The 17,448-nt window shown below is 73.6% G+C and carries 16 protein-coding genes, 1 other RNA gene and 1 pseudogene; 7 read left to right on the plus strand and 11 right to left on the minus strand.

Features of this window, described 5'->3' with window-relative positions:
* Positions 1–255 precede the first annotated feature (255 nt).
* Positions 256–1,623 (plus strand): DUF3616 domain-containing protein, encoded by a 1,368-nt coding sequence (locus ACZ4U4_RS19535; protein WP_467875892.1) that lies wholly within the window; start codon positions 256–258, stop codon positions 1,621–1,623.
* Positions 1,624–1,654: 31 nt separating this feature from the next.
* A pseudogene (locus ACZ4U4_RS19540) lies at positions 1,655–1,909 on the plus strand (hypothetical protein); the annotation flags it as partial.
* On the opposite strand, the gene ACZ4U4_RS19545 reads toward ACZ4U4_RS19540, so the two are convergent.
* A complete protein-coding gene (locus ACZ4U4_RS19545; protein ID WP_467875676.1) occupies positions 1,902–2,246 on the minus strand; it encodes a hypothetical protein in 345 nt (114 codons plus the stop codon). The pseudogene ACZ4U4_RS19540 and the gene ACZ4U4_RS19545 overlap by 8 nt on opposite strands.
* Before the next feature lie 151 nt (positions 2,247–2,397).
* On the opposite strand from ACZ4U4_RS19545, the gene ACZ4U4_RS19550 reads away from it, so the two are divergent.
* Positions 2,398–3,135 (plus strand): phosphotransferase, encoded by a 738-nt coding sequence (locus tag ACZ4U4_RS19550; protein ID WP_467875679.1) that lies wholly within the window; start codon positions 2,398–2,400, stop codon positions 3,133–3,135.
* A gap of 290 nt (positions 3,136–3,425) precedes the next feature.
* Here the strand turns inward: ACZ4U4_RS19550 and ACZ4U4_RS19555 are convergent, their stop codons facing one another.
* The 3 genes from ACZ4U4_RS19555 to ACZ4U4_RS19565 all read right to left on the minus strand — a co-directional run bounded on the left by ACZ4U4_RS19555 (position 3,426) and on the right by ACZ4U4_RS19565 (position 5,918).
* Positions 3,426–3,620, minus strand: a complete 195-nt coding sequence (locus tag ACZ4U4_RS19555; RefSeq protein ID WP_467875682.1) for a hypothetical protein — start codon at positions 3,618–3,620, stop codon at positions 3,426–3,428.
* 322 nt (positions 3,621–3,942) lie between these two features.
* Positions 3,943–4,343, minus strand: an RNA gene (gene rnpB / locus ACZ4U4_RS19560) — RNase P RNA component class A.
* Positions 4,344–4,382: 39 nt separating this feature from the next.
* The gene (locus ACZ4U4_RS19565; protein WP_467875684.1) at positions 4,383–5,918 is read right to left on the minus strand and encodes an RNB domain-containing ribonuclease; all 1,536 of its coding nucleotides are present in this window, start codon (positions 5,916–5,918) and stop codon (positions 4,383–4,385) included.
* Positions 5,919–6,557: 639 nt separating this feature from the next.
* Here ACZ4U4_RS19565 and yaaA point away from each other — a divergent pair.
* Both yaaA and eda read left to right on the plus strand, forming a co-directional pair.
* Entirely contained in the window at positions 6,558–7,355 is a 798-nt protein-coding gene (yaaA, locus tag ACZ4U4_RS19570) for a peroxide stress protein YaaA (protein ID WP_467875894.1), read from the plus strand.
* Between the two features lie 70 nt (positions 7,356–7,425).
* On the plus strand, positions 7,426–8,076 hold the full coding sequence (eda, locus tag ACZ4U4_RS19575) for a bifunctional 4-hydroxy-2-oxoglutarate aldolase/2-dehydro-3-deoxy-phosphogluconate aldolase (protein WP_467875687.1): 651 nt from the start codon (positions 7,426–7,428) through the stop codon (positions 8,074–8,076).
* Positions 8,077–8,137: 61 nt separating this feature from the next.
* Here the strand turns inward: eda and ACZ4U4_RS19580 are convergent, their stop codons facing one another.
* The 4 genes from ACZ4U4_RS19580 to ACZ4U4_RS19595 all read right to left on the minus strand — a co-directional run bounded on the left by ACZ4U4_RS19580 (position 8,138) and on the right by ACZ4U4_RS19595 (position 12,128).
* On the minus strand, positions 8,138–9,280 hold the full coding sequence (locus ACZ4U4_RS19580; protein ID WP_467875689.1) for a bifunctional RNase H/acid phosphatase: 1,143 nt from the start codon (positions 9,278–9,280) through the stop codon (positions 8,138–8,140).
* Between the two features lie 3 nt (positions 9,281–9,283).
* Entirely contained in the window at positions 9,284–10,027 is a 744-nt protein-coding gene (locus ACZ4U4_RS19585) for a zinc ribbon domain-containing protein (protein WP_467875896.1), read from the minus strand.
* Positions 10,024–10,896 (minus strand): Nif3-like dinuclear metal center hexameric protein, encoded by an 873-nt coding sequence (locus ACZ4U4_RS19590; protein ID WP_467875691.1) that lies wholly within the window; start codon positions 10,894–10,896, stop codon positions 10,024–10,026. The genes ACZ4U4_RS19585 and ACZ4U4_RS19590 overlap by 4 nt, the downstream gene beginning before the upstream one ends.
* A 200-nt stretch (positions 10,897–11,096) precedes the next feature.
* Complete coding sequence (locus ACZ4U4_RS19595) at positions 11,097–12,128, minus strand: ABC transporter substrate-binding protein (protein WP_467875694.1); 1,032 nt, start codon at positions 12,126–12,128, stop codon at positions 11,097–11,099.
* Positions 12,129–12,340: 212 nt separating this feature from the next.
* On the opposite strand from ACZ4U4_RS19595, the gene ACZ4U4_RS19600 reads away from it, so the two are divergent.
* Together ACZ4U4_RS19600 and ACZ4U4_RS19605 are read left to right on the plus strand one after the other, a co-directional pair.
* Positions 12,341–13,945 (plus strand): hypothetical protein, encoded by a 1,605-nt coding sequence (locus tag ACZ4U4_RS19600; RefSeq protein ID WP_467875696.1) that lies wholly within the window; start codon positions 12,341–12,343, stop codon positions 13,943–13,945.
* A gap of 133 nt (positions 13,946–14,078) precedes the next feature.
* Positions 14,079–14,246 (plus strand): hypothetical protein, encoded by a 168-nt coding sequence (locus ACZ4U4_RS19605; protein ID WP_169750041.1) that lies wholly within the window; start codon positions 14,079–14,081, stop codon positions 14,244–14,246.
* A 68-nt stretch (positions 14,247–14,314) separates the two neighbouring features.
* Here ACZ4U4_RS19605 and ACZ4U4_RS19610 read toward each other — a convergent pair whose 3' ends face one another.
* Genes ACZ4U4_RS19610 through ACZ4U4_RS19620 form a run of 3 tightly spaced genes read right to left on the minus strand, consistent with a single transcriptional unit; the run spans position 14,315 to position 17,340 of the window.
* Positions 14,315–15,265 (minus strand): 3-oxoacyl-ACP reductase, encoded by a 951-nt coding sequence (locus ACZ4U4_RS19610; protein WP_467875700.1) that lies wholly within the window; start codon positions 15,263–15,265, stop codon positions 14,315–14,317.
* Between the two features lie 60 nt (positions 15,266–15,325).
* The gene (locus ACZ4U4_RS19615; protein ID WP_467875702.1) at positions 15,326–16,402 is read right to left on the minus strand and encodes a Zn-dependent alcohol dehydrogenase; all 1,077 of its coding nucleotides are present in this window, start codon (positions 16,400–16,402) and stop codon (positions 15,326–15,328) included.
* Between the two features lie 53 nt (positions 16,403–16,455).
* The gene (locus ACZ4U4_RS19620) at positions 16,456–17,340 is read right to left on the minus strand and encodes a MaoC/PaaZ C-terminal domain-containing protein (RefSeq protein ID WP_467875704.1); all 885 of its coding nucleotides are present in this window, start codon (positions 17,338–17,340) and stop codon (positions 16,456–16,458) included.
* Positions 17,341–17,448: the final 108 nt, after the last annotated feature.

A 17,448-nucleotide genomic window follows, 5' to 3' on the forward strand; every position in this document is an offset into this window, starting at 1 on the left:
AGCGATTCCGGCGTGACGGGCGTCCGCACCCAGCCGGAATCGGCATGGTCCGGACCATGGTCGCGGGCGCCCGTCGCTCCGTATCGTGTTGCCCGCGCCGCCGGCCGCTGTTCACCCCGCGTACGCCCGGGGGTGCGGGTGCCGTTGGCGGCGGCCTTGGACATTGTTCGCGACACCGGAGCCGTCGAAGGGCACACCGTGCGCAAGCGTCTTTCCCCGTCCCCCCACCCCTCCGCCCGCGGGTCCCGGCGCCGGATCCCGCTCGTCCTCGGCGCGGCCCTCGGCCTCACCGCCGCCGGACTGGGCGGTCCCGCACCCGCCGCCGCCTCCGGCGGACCGGACATCTCCCTGCCGGCCGGCTACCTCTCCGGTGCGGTGGACGCCACCGGCGACCCGTCGGTGACCGTCAAACTGTCCGGCGGCGACGCCTCGGCGCTGAAGGTCTCGGCGCGCTCCAGCTCCGACACCTCCGTCGCTCGCACCTCCGACGTGCACCTCAGCGGCGACGGCGCCACCCGGACGCTCACCGTCACCGCCCGCGGCGTCGGCTACACCGACCTGAAGATCGAGGTCACCGACGGCGACGGCGGCTCGGCCACCGCCACGCTGCACTACGCGGCGTCCGCCGCCGTCCAACGCGCCGCGGACACCCGCTACTTCACCGGCTCCAGCGACGCCTCGGCCGCCGTGGACGTCGGCGGCGGCTATGTCGTCGTCGCCGACGACGAGACGAACGTGCTGCGCCTGTACGACCGCCGGACGGGCGGCGCCCCCGTCAAGACCTGGGACTTCAGCGACAAGCTGGGCGTCTCCAAGGAGATCGACATGGAGGCGGCGGCCCGCACCGGCGACACGATCTACTGGACCGGCTCGCTCGGCAACAGCAAGAAGGGCAAGTTCCAGCCCGACCGCGCCACCGTCTTCACCACCAAGGTCCGCGGCTCCGGCGCCGCCACCGAACTCACCCTCGGTGGCTCGTACCGGAAGCTCCGCGACGACCTCGTGAAATGGGACGAGAAGCACGACGGCAAGTACGGCTTCGCCGCCGGTACGGCCGAGGGCCAGGTACCCAAGCAGATCGACGGGTTCAACGTGGAGGGCCTGGAGTTCGCGCCCGGCTCCCGCAGCACCGCGTACATCGGCTTCCGCGCGCCGCTGGTCCCGCCGAAGAAGGGCGGCAAGGCGCTGCTGGTGCCGGTCACCAACTTCGACAAGGTCGTCGCCGACGGCGCCCACGCCACCGTCGGCACCCCCGTCGAACTGGACCTCGGCGGCCTCTCGATCCGCGACATCCGCAAGAACGCCGCCGACCAGTACCTGATCGTCGCCGGTTCCTGGGCCGCCGAGGACAACAGCGCCCCCTACGCCCTCTACACCTGGGACGGCGTCCCCGGCCACACCCCGGTCAAGGCGCAGGACCTGCCGACGAAGGACCCCGGCGGCTGGGAGGCCGTGGTGGACGTCCCCGACCTCACCGCCCCCGACGCCCGCGCCCAACTGATCACCGACGACGGCTCCGCCGACCTCTACGGCGACGGCACCGAGGCCAAGGACCTCCCACACGACGAGTGGAAGAAGTCCCGGGCCACGTGGTTCCCGGTGGGGGCGAAGGACGGCCGGTAGGCGGACGGTAGGGGCGGCGCCCGGTTCGTACGGGCCGGGCCTCCGCCACGCCTTCAACCTGTCCGCCCTGCATCCGGCCCTGCCCGCCCTGGTCACCTCCATCCTGGTCTGGGAATGCGCCTTCATCAGCCTGTCCGCGGGCGGCCTGCCGCCGGGCCCGAAGCCCCTCGCGGTCTGCGCGTTCCTCGGCGGCCCGCTGTCGGTGACCGCGGTGGCCTGGTGGGAAATCCACCGGCTGCGGCGGCGTCACGGAGTAAGACTGCGCGCCGGCTCCCGCGTCAGCTGACCCGCCGCAACTCCCGCCGGAACCCGAACGACTTGACCAGGGACCGCACCCCGAAGGCGAGTATGCCGACTCCCAGGAGCGCCGCGGCGGCGGCGATGGTGACATCGGACTTGCGGTAGGCGGCACCGAAGACGAGGAACGCGGCACCGAAGATCAGGCTCTGGACGAAAGCCCTGGTGCTGTTGTCGATACGCACGGTCAGCACACGCTGGGTGTGGGTGAGGCCGGGAGGAAGCGTCTTGTGCGGATCATCGCTGAGCATCCAGCCCACGTTCATCCGCGGCATCGACTCCTCGACCTGCGGCTCCTGACGGTGTCCGTGCTGCGCCAGCTCCATGCACGCCTCTCCCCCGATGTCGGATGTTCGGCCGGGAGTGTATCGATGTTCAATTCCCTAGGTGGCGCGCACGCCGGATTCGCACACCATCAGCCTCATGGCGGCTTTGTTCACGCGAGAGTTCGACATGTAGATCGTGCACGATGGAGAGATGACTGAGTCACCCTTGCCTGGTGGGTTGATCAATCACGTTGTGCGTGTCGGCTCCACCGTGCGCCGTCCTGCGTCGGCAAGAACTGGTTTCGTCGGCCACTTGCTGAAGATGTTTGAGGCCGGTGAATGGGTCGGTGCACCGCGCTACCGCGGCATCGACGAGGAGGGTCGCGAGGTTCTCACATACCTCGAAGGGCACGTGGCTTGGGAACTGCAGCAGCCACCGTCCGTGTACTCCGACGAAAGCCTGAAGCGGGTCTCTCAGCTCGTGCGAGAGTTCCACGACCTGACGGCAGGCACGGAACTGGCCGGATCACACGAGGTCGTATGCCATAACGACCTCTCACCCAAGAACACCGTCTATCGATTCGTGAGCGGCGCCCTGCGCCCAGTCGCCTTTATCGACTGGGACTTGGCTGCGCCTGGTGCGCGCATTCATGACGTTGCCCACGTGTGTTGGCAGTATCTCGGACTCGGGCCGGGCATCGGAGATACGTCCGAGACTGCGCGACGGCTGAGGCTGATCGCTGATAGCTATGGGCTGACCGAACGGAATGATCTCGTTCCCGTGATCTTGTGGTGGCAGGAAAGATGCTGGCGTGGCATCGAATCTGCCGCAGACTCCGGGAATCCCGCGATGATCCGTCTCCGCGATGCCGGGGCGGTGAGAAAGGTGCAGGAGGTGTATCAGTGGGTTTTTGATCACCGGGCCGATATGGAGCGCGCCTTGGGGTGACCACCGGGCACGTCAAGTGGCGAGCGTGCGCGGAAGGGTGAGGCCAGAGATAACAGCGCATGGGCGACAAGGGCGGCCCGTTCAAGCTGGGGGCTGATCCGCCCCGGCGCTCACAATGCCAGCAGCACCAGCAGCCACCGTGAAGATGGCTCGCGCCATGGCTCCCGAGGCACCGCCGCGGGACCAGGCGTCTTCGCGTTTGACGAGGATGCCGTCGTGTCGCTCTACGGGGGTGACGGCCGGGTGAAGTCCGGGACGGTGAGGGCGCGTGCGAGGAGTTCCAGGCCATTTCATGAGGCGGCCTCGGTGATGCGTGCAGTGGCGCGCATCAGGTCGCCCTTGACGAAGGTCAGTACGTACTGGCGGTGGCCCGTCTTGCGGGAGGCGCGCCACTGGTTACCGGTCCGCAGGGGCACGGTGCCCAGGGTGTTCATCAACACTGCGTCGTTGTAGAGGTGCGCACTGCGCCGGTTCGAGTGGGACATGGACCGCGAGGACGGCTTCCACGTTCTGAGGCACGCCTTCGCTTCCGTCGCCCTCCAAGCCGGTGAAACCATCAATCAGCTCGCTGACTGGATGGGGCACAGCGATCCGGCGTTCACGCTGAATACCTACGTGCACTTCCTGCCCGACTCGGGCCAGCAGGGCATCGCCGCCCTCGGCGGATGGCTACGGCAGGCCAGCGGCAAGCACGGCGACGAAGAGGCGCCCGGGGAGCGCGCCGCGGCCCATTCTCCCCAGCCACTCCCCACGACCGTTGCAGATCATGAAAAACCGCCCTCCCTCGCAGGTCAGCGAGGTGGGCGGCGGACGAGTCCGGCCTGTACGCCGGGTTCTGTCTCCCCCGGCCCTTGCGGGCCGAGGGGAGGCGGCCATCCATCTAGGGCTGCCGTTGCCGACAGCCTCGTGCGGTCTACCCGCGGACTCGGGCGGGCAGCCCTCGGTCGTCCGCGCAGGAGCGCCGGGGCGCTCCCTCTTGACCTTGCTCCGGGTGGGGTTTACCGAGCCCTCCGAGTCACCTCGGAGGCTGGTGGTCTCTTACACCACCGTTTCACCCTTACCGGTGCCTTGCGGCTCCGGCGGTCTGTTCTCTGTGGCACTGTCCCGCGGGTCACCCCGGGTGGGCGTTACCCACCACCCTGCCCTGTGGAGCCCGGACGTTCCTCGGGAGGGTCCGAAGATCCTCACGCGGCCGCCCGGCCGGCTCGTCCGCCGTGGGGACCATGCTACCCGGCCGGAACCGCCGGTCAGGCCGGGGTGAAGCGGACGGGGTCGCTGCCCGGTTCGGCGGCGGCCAGGCGGACGCGGAGGGCGTCGCCGGGGCGCGGGGCGGGGGCGTCGGGCGGGAAGGTGAGGCGGCCGGCGACGGCGGGGGTGCGGAGGTGGACGGTGACCTCGGTGGGGGCGTCGGTACCGGAGGCGGTATCGGTACCGGCATCGGTACCGACGTCGGTGTCGGCGTCGGCCTCCGTCACGACGGCGTCGAAGGTCTCGCCGATCCGGTCGCGGAGCAGGGCGGCGGCGACGAGGGCGACGCATTCGCGCTCGGCTTCGTCGGCGCGGCGGGTTCCGGTCGCCATGGTGGCGGGCAGGCCGGTCAGGGCGGAGCGGGCCCAGGGCGGCGGGGCGATACCGGCCGAGGCGGCCAGGCAGAGTTCGGAGGTGTAGCGGTCGACGAGGCGGCTCAGCGGGGCGGTGGCGTGGGCGTAGGGCAGGGCGACGGCGGCGTGCACCGCGGCGGACGGGGGCGGCGGGCGGCCGTCGAACGCGAGGTAGCCGCCGCCGCGCAGGACGGTGGCGCACTCCTGGAGGAACGCGGCGTGCGAGGCGCGGTGCGGGTCGAGGCCGCGGACGAGCGCCGCGTACGACGTGTGGTGCGGCCAGTCGACCCCGAGGGCGTCGGCGGTGTGGCGCAGGCGGGCGACGGCGCCGTGCGGGGCGGTGGGCAGGGTGCGCAGGATGCCGGTACCGGCGGCGAGCATCAGGTCGGCGGCGGCCACGCCGATGAGCCGGGCGAGCTGGGCGGTGAACCGTTCGACGGGCAGCGGGGCGCGGTAGGCGAGGGCGTAGCGGCCGTCGTGGGCGGTGAGGCGGGCCTCGGGGACGTACAGGGAGGCCCCGCCGCGGGCGCGTTCGCGGGCCTCGCGCAGCAGTCCGGTCTCGCGGAGCAGGGTGAGGGGTTCCTCGGCGGTGCCGTCGTCGAGGATGCGCTGGACGGCGGGGTGGTCGAGGCGGGCGCGGGAGCGGACCCGGGCGCGGCGGACGGAGGCGGTGGTGAGGTCCCCGTCCGCGTCGAGGTCGAGTTGCCACAGGACGGCCGGGCGGTCCTCGTCGGGCAGGAGTCCGGCGGCCCGCTCGCTGAGGCCGTACGGGTGGAGGGGGACGCGTTCGTCGGGGAAGTGGAGGGTGGTGACGCGGTGGTGGGCCTCGGCGTCGAGGGCGCCGCCGGGGGTGACGAAGGAGGCGACGTCGGCGACGGCGTAGTGGAGGCGGAAGCCGCGTCCGGCGGGGCGGCGGGCGAGGAACAGCGCGCGGTCGAGGTCCGGCTCGCCGGGTGGTTCGAGGGTGAAGAGCGGCAGGTCGGTGGCGTCGGCGAGGCTGTGGGCGGTGGCGACGTCGCCGGTGGCGGTGGGGATGCGCGGGGCGAGGGCCGCGCTGTCGGCCTCGGCCTGGGCGGTGGGCGGGAAGTGCTCGGGGATCTCCAGCCGCCAGCGCAGTCCGCGCAGCGCGGCGCGCAGCGGGTCCTGCGCGGCGTCGGTCACGTGCATGGGACGGCGGGGCATGTCACCGAGCGTAAGGCGGGGCGGCGGGCGCGGCGCGGTACGGCGGGGCCGGTCGTGTGGTCCCGAACGCGGCCGTGAGCTGGGGTTCCGTGGGGGGCGTGGTGCGGGCAGGGCCTGTCGTCGGGGCGTGCCGTCGGGGCCGGTTGGATGCGCGCTCGTGAGGGTGGGTCCGGTGGCGGTGAGCGGCGGGGCGTGGCGCCCGGGCCGATTGGATGGCGCCCGTGAGGGGTGGCTCCGGTGGCGGTGGGCGGCGGGGCCCGCCACCGGCACACGATGTCCCGATCGGTCGGACGCACCCCCACGAGCTACCGCCCCGGTAGCGGTGAGCGACAGGGCCCGCCACCGGCACGCGCCGCCCGGACCAGTCGGACGCACACCGACGAGCCGCCGCTCCGGTAACGGTGAGCAACACGGCCCGCCGCCGAGACGCACCGCCCGGATCGGCCGCGCACCCGTCAGCTGCGGCTCCGGCCGCAGCGGACGACGGAGCCCACCACCGGCCCGCACCCCTACCCCGTCGACCGCACGCCCCTGACCAGCGATTCCGTCCCCCTCACCGCCAGGATCTACGCTTTGGCGGGGTCCTCGGCGGCGTGTGCCGGGGGCGTCGTACGTCGTCGCCGGGTGAAGGAGAAGACCGTGCTGGTGCTGTTGCCGCCGTCCGAGGGGAAGGCCGCGGGGGGCGAGGGGGCGCCGCTGGAGGTGGCGGGGTTGTCGCTGCCGGGGCTCGGTGCCGCGCGGGAGGCGGTGTTGGAGGAGCTGATCGCGCTCTGCTCGGGCGATGAGGAGAAGGCGCGCGAGACGCTGGGCATCGGGGTGGGGCTGCGGGGCGAGGTCGCGAAGAACGCGGCGTTGCGGACGGCGGGCACCCGGCCCGCCGCGGAGATCTACACCGGGGTGCTCTACGACGCCCTCGGGCTGACGACGCTGGATGCGGCGGCGCGGGCGCGGGCCGGCCGGTCGCTGCTGGTGTTCTCGGGGCTGTGGGGTGCGGTACGGCCCGATGACGCGATCCCGTCGTACCGCTGCTCGATGGGGGTGAAGCTGCCGGGTCTCGGGGCGCTCGGGGCGTACTGGCGGGAGCCGATGGCGCGGGTGCTGCCGGAGGTGGCGGCGTCCGGGCTGGTGCTGGATCTGCGGTCGGCGGCGTATGCGACGGCGTGGAAGCCGAAGGGTGAGGTCGCGGGGCGGACGGCGACGGTGCGGGTGCTCCAGTCGAAGATCGTGGACGGGGTGGAGAAACGGTCGGTGGTCAGCCACTTCAACAAGGCGACGAAGGGGCGGATGGTCCGCGATCTGCTGACCGCCGGAGCGGACCCGGAGGGCCCGGCGGAGCTGGTGGAGGCGTTGCGCGCGCTCGGGTACACGGTGGAGGTCGAGGCTCCGGCGCGGGCGGGCCGTCCGTGGGCGGTGGATGTCGTCGTCACGGAGGTGTGACGCCAGCGCGTTGCGCGATACGCAACGCTCGTTGCGGATTATGCAGAGAGGGGCGCAGTATGGGCGCGTGATGCACGCTGCCCCCTCCCCCGCGCCCGATGCGCCCGCCTCCGTGCTGGGCCTCGCCCCCGTCATCCCGGTCGTCGTGATCCAGGACGTCGCCGACGCCGTGCCGCTCGCCCGCGCCCTGGTCGACGGCGGACTGCCCGCGATCGAGGTGACGCTGCGGACGCCCGCCGCGCTCGATGCGCTGGCCGCCATCGCCGCCGAGGTCCCGGACGCGGTGGTCGGCGCGGGCACCCTGCTGACGCCCCAGCAGGTCACGGCGGTGTGCGGCGCGGGTGCGCAGTTCCTGGTGAGCCCCGGGTGGTCGCCGCGGCTGCTGGCCGCGATGGAGGACTCCGGGGTGCCGTTCCTGCCCGGCGTCTCGACGACGTCGGAGGTGGTGACGCTGCTGGAGCGGGGCGTGACGGAGATGAAGTTCTTCCCCGCCGAGGCCGCGGGCGGCACCCCGTATCTGAAGTCGCTGGCCGCGCCGCTGCCGCAGGCCCGTTTCTGCCCGACCGGCGGCATCGGCGCCGCCTCCGCGCCGTCCTACCTCGCGCTGCCCAACGTCGGCTGCGTCGGCGGCACCTGGATGCTCCCGGCCGACGCGCTGGCCGCCAAGGACTGGGGCCGGGTCACCGAACTCGCCCGCGAGGCCGCCGCGTTGGCGGGCTGACGCACGTACGGCGACGGGCCCGGCACCTTCCGCAGGTGCCGGGCCCGTCGTCGTACCGTCGTCAGCGCAGGTGGGAGGTGTCGTTCAGCAGCCGCAGCGAGGCGTTGCCGTCGGCGTAGTACGCGACGGCGGAGAGCGAGGCGGCCGACAGTTCCATGCGGTACAGCGCCTCGGGCGGCGCGCCGAGCGCCAGCCGGACCAGCGTCTTGATCGGCGTGACATGCGTGACCACGAGGACGGTGCGGCCCGCGTTCCGGGCGGTCAGCGCGTCGCGGGCGGCGGCGACCCGGCGGGCCACCGTCGCGAACGCCTCGCCGCCGCCGGTCGGCGCCACCCGGGTGGAGCCCAGCCAGGCGTCGAGGTCGTCCGGGTACCGCTCGCGGACCTCGCCGAACGTCAGGCCCTCCCAGGCACCGAAGTCCGTCTCGCGCAGCCCGTCCTCGATACGGACGTCGAGCCCGAGCCGGTCGGCGACGACCGCGGCGGTCTGCCGGCAGCGGCGCAGCGGGGAGCTGACGACCGCCTCGATCGTGCCGCGGGCGGCGAGCGCGGCGGCGGCCGCCTCGGCCTGCCGCAGTCCGGCCGGGGACAGCTCGGGGTCGCTGCCGCCGCTGCCCGAGAAGCGCTTCTGCGGGGTCAGCGCCGTCTCGCCGTGGCGCAGCAGGACGAGGGTGGCGGGCTTGCCGAGGTCGGCGTCGCCCCAGCCCGGGGCGGCGTGCTGGGAGGTGTCCTTGCCGGTGCGCGCCGGGGCGTCGAGTGCGGCGCGGGAGTCCGCGGGCCGCCACTGACGGCCGTCGCGCCTGGCGTCCATCGCCTCGTTGGCGAGCCGGTCGGCGTGCTTGTTCTGCGCCCGCGGGATCCACTCGTACGAGACCAGGTCCGCCGGGTGGGCGGCGGCCGCCTCGGCGGCGAGCGGCTTCATGTCGGGGTGCTTGATCTGCCAGCGGCCCGACATCTGCTCGACGACGAGCTTGGAGTCCATCCGCACCCTGATCCGGGCCGCCGGGTCGAGGGCGTGCGCCGCCCGCAGCCCGGCGACGAGACCGCGGTACTCGGCGACGTTGTTGGTGACGGTGCCGAGGAACTCGGCGGCCTCGGCGAGGGCTTCGCCGGTGGCCGCGTCGAGGACGACGGCTCCGTAACCGGCCGGGCCCGGGTTGCCCCGGGAGCCGCCGTCCGCCTCGACGATCAGGGTGCGGGCCACGGCCTACAGACCGGAGTCGGGCGTGCGGACCAGGATGCGGCTGCAGTTCTCGCAGCGCACGACGGTGTCGGCGGCGGCCGAGCGGACGTCGTTCAGCTCGGTGAGGTCCAGCTCCAGGCGGCAGCCCTCGCAGCGCCGCTGGTAGAGGCGGGCCGCGCCGACGCCGCCGTGCTTCTCGCGCAGCCGGTCGTAGAGCTTCAGCAGGTCGGCGGGGATGTCGGCGACGGTCAGCTCGCGCTCCTTGGTGACCGTCTCGACCTCGGCGTCGATCTCGGCGTACGCGGCGTCGCGGCGGGCGGTGACCTCGTCGACCTTGGCCTGGACGGTGTCGACCCGGCCGGACAGCTCGGTGGCGCGGGCCTGGGCGGCCTCACGGCGCTCCATGACCTCCAGGACGATGTCCTCCAGGTCGCCCTGGCGCTTGGCGAGGGAGGCCAGTTCGCGCTGGAGGCTCTCCAGGTCCTTGGGCGAGGTGACGGCGCCGGAGTCCAGGCGCTTCTGGTCGCGGGCGGCGCGCTGGCGCACCTGGTCCACGTCCTGCTCGGCCTTGGTCTGCTCGCGGGAGGTGTCGCTCTCCTCGGTCTGCGCGGCGACGAGCAGGTCGCGCTGCTGGGTGAGGTCGCCCTCCAGGGTGGACAGCTCGGCCAGCTCGGGGAGGTTCTTGCGCTTGTGCGCGAGCTGGGTGAGGCGGACGTCCAGGGCCTGGACGTCGAGGAGACGGATCTGGTCGGCGGGCGCGGCGTTCAGCGGGGGGCTCCTGTGGTGTGTGTCGGGGTGAGCGGGGCGGACGCCGCGTGGGCGGTCCAGGGGTCGGTGACCGTACGGGAGACGTGCGTGCGCAGGCCCCAGCCGTGGCGGTCGGAGACGGCGTCGAGCTGGGCGGCGGCCTGCTCGCACCAGGGCCATTCGGTGGCCCAGTGGGCGGCGTCGAGCAGCGCCGGGGGGACGGCGTCCACGCTCTGGGTGGCCTCGGAGGCCGGGTGGTGGCGCAGGTCCGCGGTGAGGAACGCGTCCACACCGGCGGCCCGCACCGCGTCGAAGAGGCTGTCGCCCGAGCCGCCGGAGACGGCGAGCGTGCGGATGACGCGGTCCGGGTCGCCGGCCGCGCGGATGCCCTGCGCGGTGGCCGGCAGCCGGGCCGCGGCGTACGCGGTCAGCTCGGCGAGCGTCATCGGGTGCGGCAGTTCGCAGATCCGGCCCAGGCCGCGGCGGCCGTGCGGGTCGGTGGCGTCCGGCACCAGCGGGCCGGTGATCCGCAGGTCGAGGGCGCCGGCCAGGGCGTCGGAGACCCCCGGGTCGGCGGTGTCGGCGTTGGTGTGCGCGACGTGCAGGGCGATGCCGCCGCGGATGAGCGTGTGGACGACCTTGCCCTTGAAGGTGGACGCCGCGACCGTCGTCGTCCCGCGCAGATAGAGCGGGTGGTGGGTGACGAGGAGGTCGGCGCCGAGGGAGACCGCTTCGTCGGCGACGGCCTGGACGGGGTCGACGGCGAACAGGACGCGCTCGACCTGCGCCGCGGGGTCGCCGCAGACCGTGCCGACGGCGTCCCACCCTTCGGCCCGCTCGGCGGGCCAGAGGGCGTCGAGAGCGGTGAGGACTTCAGACAGTGCGGGCACGGGTGGAAGGTTACCTCCCGCCCGGGGTCCGCCGTCCCGCGTCCCCGGCGGGCGGCGACGGGTGCCCGGCGGCGGGGGGGGGGGAACACCCCCCCCCCCCCTCCCCCCCCCCCCCCCCCCCCCCCCCCCCCCCCGCCCCCCCCTCCCCCCCCCCCCCCCCCCCCCCCCCCCCCCCCCCCCCGCGCCGCCGGGCCCGGACGTCACTTCTTGACGAGGTATCCGCGCAGGTCGTCGAGGACGCTGTCGGCGGCGGTGACGCCGAGGCCGAGGTACCAGGTCTCGTCCTTGACGTTCTTGGCGTGGCCGTCCTTGACCGCCTTGAGGTTCTTCCACAGCGGGTTGGACTCGGCGGTGTCCCGCTTGGTGGCCTTCGGGTCGCCGTAGACGCCGGTGAAGATCCAGTCGGCGTCCGCCTGGTTGATGTTCTCCGGGCTGACCTCGGTGGCGAGATCGTCGACCTGCTGGTTCTTCGGGCGGGGCAGTCCGACGTCCTTGAGGAGGGTGCCGATGAAGGACTGCTGGGCGTAGAGGCGGGTGAACTGCGGCATGTAGCGCAGCATCGTGACGGTCGGCTTCTTCGGGCCGATGTCCTCGCCGAGCTTCTCCGCCTTCTTCCGGTACGCGGCGAGCTTCGTCTTCGCCTCGGCGGTCTTGTCGAGGGCCGCGGCGTTGAGGAGGTAGTTCTCCTTCCAGGTGAAGCCCGGGCGGATGGAGAAGACGGTCGGGGCGATCTTCGAGAGCTGTGCGTACTGCTTCTCGGCGCGGAGCTTGCTGCCGAGGATCAGGTCGGGCTTGAGCTTGTTGATGGCCTCCAGGTTGAGGCCGTTGATGGTGCCGACGCTCTTGGGGTGGCCGGCGTCCTTCTTCAGGTAGTCCGGGATCGACTCGTCGCCCTCGGTGGGGGCGTAGCCGACGGGCTTGATGCCGAGGGAGACGACGTTGTCCAGCTCGCCGACGTCGAGGACGATGACGCGCCGGGGCGCGGACTTCAGCTCGGTGGTGCCCATGGCGTGCTCGATGGTGCGGGGGAACTGACCGGCCTTGGCGTCGGTGCCCATCTTGGCGGTCTCCTCGGCCGCCTTGGCGAAGTCCTTGCCGCCCTGGGCGACGGACTTGGAGCCGGCACCGTTGTCGCTCTTGCCGCCCCCGTCGGAGGAACCGCAGGCCGCGAGGGCGAGGGCACCGGCGGCGGCGAGGGCTGCGGCGGCGGTGCCGCGGCGGCGAAGGGACATCGCGTACTCCAGGGGTCGGACTGCGGGCGGCCCACGGCAGGCGGCACACCCGGCGCAACATGAGGTTAGGCAGCCCTTACTTTACGCATGCTTGAAACTCGCAGCACAGGGACCCCGGCCAAGACCGGCGAACCGGACTTTCGCCACCCTTATGCGTGAACCCTCACCGCACACATTGATCGGCCGGAAGTCCGAAAACTACCTTCAGCATGATGACTGGAGGTGACTACCCGATGACGGTCCGTATCAGGGAAGGTGGCGCGGCGCTCGGACGTCCGCCCCGCGCGCCGCTCGCGATCGCCGCCGACGGCTCATACGCGGCCCGGCTGGTGCGCCAGGACGGCGCAGGGGACGGCTGGTTCCCGGAGCGCTGGACACTGAGCGGACCGGAGCCCTACGCCGTACCGCTGCCCGGCGACGCCCCCGAGGCGCCGGACAGCGCACTGCTGCCGCTGGCGGACGGCCGGGTGCTGATCCGGCGCCCGGTCGAGGACGGTTTCGCCCTCGCGCTGCTGTACCCGACGGGCCCGGGCACCGGCGAACTCCCCCTCGGCACCATCGAGGCACCGGAGCTGACGCTGCTGCCCCCGGCGCCGGGCGGCCGGAGCGCGCACGCCCTGACGCCGGGCGCCGCCTCCACCTCCCTGTGGCTGCTGCACGGCGGTCCGGACGGCCCCCGGCACCTCGCGGAACTCCCCGGCCGGTGCACCGGCGGCGCCTGGCTGGACCGCTCCGGGCAGCTGCTCGCCGTCGACCAGGAACTGGACGGCCGGACGAAGACCGTCGCCGTCGATCTGACCCGCGACGGCGAAACGACACTCCTTCTCCAGATCACCGAGGAGAGCAACGACCGCCTGCTCCTGGCCGATCCGGACAGCGGACTGCTGCTGGTCCGCTCCGACGCACCGGGCGAGGACCGGCTGGGCTGGGGCGTCCTCGGCAGCGCGCTCCCGGTGCGGTTCCCCTCCTGTCTGCGGCCGCCGGACGCCACGCTCACCCCGTTCGCCGTCCAGCCCGGACAGCTGCTGACGCCCGAGCAGTCCGCGGTGGCCTGGCGCATCGAGGACGCCGACGGCGAGCGCCTCGGCATCTGGCGCCCGGCCGCCAAGGGCCTGCGCCAGCTCCCGGCGCCCGACGGCTGGCTGTCCGGCGCGGGCCGCTGGAGCGCGGACGGCGAACTGCTGCTGCCGTACGTCACCGACACCGTCGAGTGCGGGCTGGCGCGGATGGCCGTACCGCTGGAGCCGTCCGACGGACCGTGGCCGCGCACGGCGGAACCGGCGCCGGACCCGCTGCCGGAGCCGACCCCGGCACCCGTGCCGGCGGCGCCGGGGCCACCGCCCGTCGCACCGCCCGTGGCGGTCCTGCTCCCCGCGCCCGCCCCGGTGCCGGTGCTGCCCGCGGCACGCTCCGCGGAGCCCGGGCCCCTGCCGCCGGCTCCCGCCACCGTGCCCGTACCGCCGGTGGGGACCACCGTGCAGACGCCGGACGCGGAGCGGCCGCGGCTGCCGCAGGCGGTGCGGACGATGCAGGGGCTGCGCACCACCCGCCCGCCGCTGCCGGTGCGCAACAACATCGACGCCGTCCGGCGGTGGCAGGAGCGCAGCCGGATCGCCCCGCTCGGCGCGGCGTTCCCGCCGCCCCGGGACGGCAACTCCCCACCATCTCCCCATCCGGACGGCCCGCTCCGGGAACCGTACGGGGGCCCCGCGCATCCTTCTCCGTACCGACCGGTGCCGTTGCAGGAGGCGCCGCTGTCGGCCGGGGAGGCCCGGTGGAGCGTGATCACCCGCCCCGTTAGGATTCAGCGGGGCTAACGGGGGCCGCCCTTCACTCCTGACGGAGCGCGGGTTGTCCCCCGCGCAGCTGGTCGACCCGGCCCATCGGCGGCGACACCGCGGCGGTCCCGACGCGTACAGCCGTAAGCGATCCGACGGAGTGACACTTTCCATGCCCGAAGCCCAGACCGACACGACCGAGGCGCGCCCCCAGGAGGCATCCGCCCAGGCCGCCGAGGCCCAAGGCTCCGGCAGGCACCGCGGTCCGGCAGCGACGGAGGAGGCCAAAGCGGCCGCCAACGGCCGTCACCGCCGCACCAAGCAGCCCCAGAACGCCTGAGCACCCGGCGCCTGTCCCGGCCCCCGATTCTTCCTCGGAAGGCGCGGGGGCCGTTGCCGTTGCCGGGGTCAGGCCCGTTTGAGGCCCAGGACCTCGGTGGCGGCGAAGGTCTCCCCCGCCGGGCGCTCCGCGTAGTACGGCGTGAGCTGGGCGTCGAGTTCGTCGTAGGTGAAGGTCTCCTTCGCGCTGTCGAACTTGGCGGCGATCCGCGGGCGTTCCGCGACGGCGACCATGCCGCCGTGGACGACCAGCAGCTGTCCGTTGACGCGGGCGGCCGCCGGGGAGGCGAGGTAGCCGACGAGCGGGGCGACGTGTTCCGGGGCCAGCGGGTCGAGGCCGCCGTCGGTGGGTGCGGCGAACCCGGCGAAGACGTCCTCGGTCATCCGGGTGCGGGCGCGCGGGCAGATGGCGTTGGCGGTGACGCCGTACTTGGCGAGCGCCAGCGCGGTGGAGGTGGTCAGGCCGACGATGCCGCCCTTGGCCGCGGCGTAGTTGGGCTGGCCCGCGGAGCCGGCGAGGAACGCCTCGGACGAGGTGTTGACGATCCGGCCGTAGGTGGGCGCGCCGGACGCCTTGGCGCGGCCGCGCCAGTACGCGGCGGCGAAGTGGGTGGTGTTGAAGTGGCCCTTGAGGTGGACGCGGATGACCGAGTCCCATTCGTCCTCGGTCATGGAGAAGACCATCCGGTCGCGGAGGATGCCCGCGTTGTTGACCAGGATGTCGAGGCCGCCGTAGTGCGCGACGGCCAGTTCGATCAGCTCGCGGGCCTGCGCGTGGTCGGCGACGTCGCCGGTGTGGGCGACGGCCCGGCCGCCGGCCGCGGTGATCTCGGCGACGACCTGTGCGGCGGGGGCGGCGGACGCCTCACCGGAGCCGTCGCGGCCCGGCGCCCCGTAGTCGTTGACGACGACGGCGGCGCCGAGCCGGGCCAGTTCCAGCGCCTCGGCGCGGCCCAGGCCGCGGCCCGCGCCGGTGACGACGGCGGTGCGCCCGTCCAGGGGAAGTGCGGTGCCGGTCAATGCCGTTCCTCTCGGTCGCGGTCCGGGCGGCCCTGGCGGGCGCGGCCCGGGCCCGGGCGGTCACAGCTCGATGCAGGTGCGCAGGGCGGTGCCGGTACGCATCTGGTCGAGGGCGTCGTTGATGTCGGCGAGGGGGACGCGGTGGGTGATCAGCCCTTCGAGGTCGATACGGCCGGCCCGCCACAGGGCGATGGCGCGTTCGTAGGAGCGCAGGACGTCGCCGCCGCCGTAGAGGGAGGGCAGGATGCGCTTCTCGTCGAAGAACAGCTCGAACATGTTGACCTGGAAGGTGTCGTCGAGGGCGCCGGCGCCGACGATGCAGAGGGTGCCGCCGCGGCGGGTGGTCTCGTAGGCGGTGCGGGCGGTGGCGGATTTGCCGACGACCTCGAAGACGTAGTCGTAGCCCTCGCCGGCGGTGACCTTGGCCTTGGCGTCGGCGAGGGCGTCGGGCGCCAGCGCCTCGGTGGCGCCGAAGCGGAGGGCGGCCTCGCGGCGGGCGGGCACCGGGTCGACGGCGGTGATGTGGGCGGCGCCGCAGGCCCGGGCGCCCTGGATGACGGAGATGCCGACGCCGCCGCAGCCGATGACGGCGACCGACGAACCCGCCTCCACCTTCGCGGTGTTGACGGCGGCGCCGAGGCCGGTGGTGACGCCGCAGCCGATGAGCGCGGCGATGTCGTACGGCACGTCGTCGGGGATGGGCACGGCGCAGTGCGCGGGGACGACGACCTCCTCGGCGAAGGTGCCGGTGCCGGCGAAGCCGAAGACGTCGCCGCCGGGCCGTTTGAAGTTGGGCGTCCCGGCATTCATGAATCCGGCCAGGCACAGATGGGTCTGGCCGCGTTTGCAGGACGGGCAGCTGCCGCAGGCGGGCAGCCAGCACATCAGGACGCGGTCACCGGGCGCGAGGGCGGTGACGCCGTCGCCGACGTCGGTGATCTCCCCGGCGCCCTCGTGGCCGGGGACGAACGGTGCGGGCTGCGGCAGCACCCCGCTCATCGCGGAGAGGTCGGAGTGGCACAGGCCGGTGGCCCGCACCCGCATCCTGACCTTGCCGGGACCGAAGCCCACCGCCTCGACGTCGTCGAGGACGTCGAGGGTGTCCTGTCCTGTCTCGTGCTGTACGGCTGCGCGCACGGTGCGGCTCCTTCTCGTACGAACGGACGGTGCGGGTGCGGGGTGCGGGTGGGTCAGGTGTGGTCGACGACGGTGTCGGCGAGGACCGGGGCGTCGTCGCGGTCCGCGGCGGTGACCAGCACCTGGATGCGGCCGGGTGCGGGGGCGTCGCGCCACAGCCGCAGCCGCAGCGTCTCGCCGGGGAAGACGACCCCGGCGAAGCGGGTGGTGTAGGCGCGCACCCGGGAGACGTCGCCGCCGAGGGCGGTGTCGACGACGGCCTTGAGGGCGACGCCGTACGAGCACAGGCCGTGCAGGATGGGCCGGTCGAACCCGGCGAGCTTCGCGAACGACGGGTCGGCGTGGAGCGGGTTCCAGTCGCCGGAGAGGCGGTAGAGGAGGGCCTGGTCCTCGCGGATGACGCGTTCGGTGGTGAGGTCGGGGGCGCGTTCGGGCACCTCGATCCGGGCGGACGGGCCGCGGTCGCCGCCGAAGCCGCCCTCGCCGCGGACGAAGATCTGGGTGTCGCAGGTCCACAGCGGCCCGTCGCCGTCGGCGACCTCGGAGCGCAGCACGATGACGGCGGCCTTGGTCTTGTCGTACACGGCGGGCACGGTGGAGGTCTGGGTGGCGCGGCCACGGACCGGGAGGGGGCGGTGGACGGTGACGGTCTGGCCGCCGTGGAGCACCGCGGCGAGGTCGACGTCGATGCCGGGCGCCGCCATGCCCCCGGCGACCGCCATCCCGCCGCCCGCGACGGTGGCGAAGCTGGGCAGCACGTGCAGCGCGCTCTCCAGGGTGTAGCGCAGCTCGTCGGGGTCGGTGGCGGGGTGGTCCTTCTCCGGGGTGGGGGCGCCGGCGCCGATGCCGAGGTGGTAGAGCTGAACGTCCTTGTGATCCCAGCTGAGTTCGGTGGTCCGCGGCGGGGCGGCGGTGGCCTTGGCGACGTCGATGGGCATCGGGCTGTCTCGCTCCTTAGGGGTGTAAGGACCCCGGCCCGCCGTCCGCACCGTCGACGGGCCGGGGCCGTACCGGTTCGGCCGGGACGCGTCCGGCGGCGCGGGCGG

Source organism: Streptomyces sp. NPDC029159, assembly GCF_055564055.1.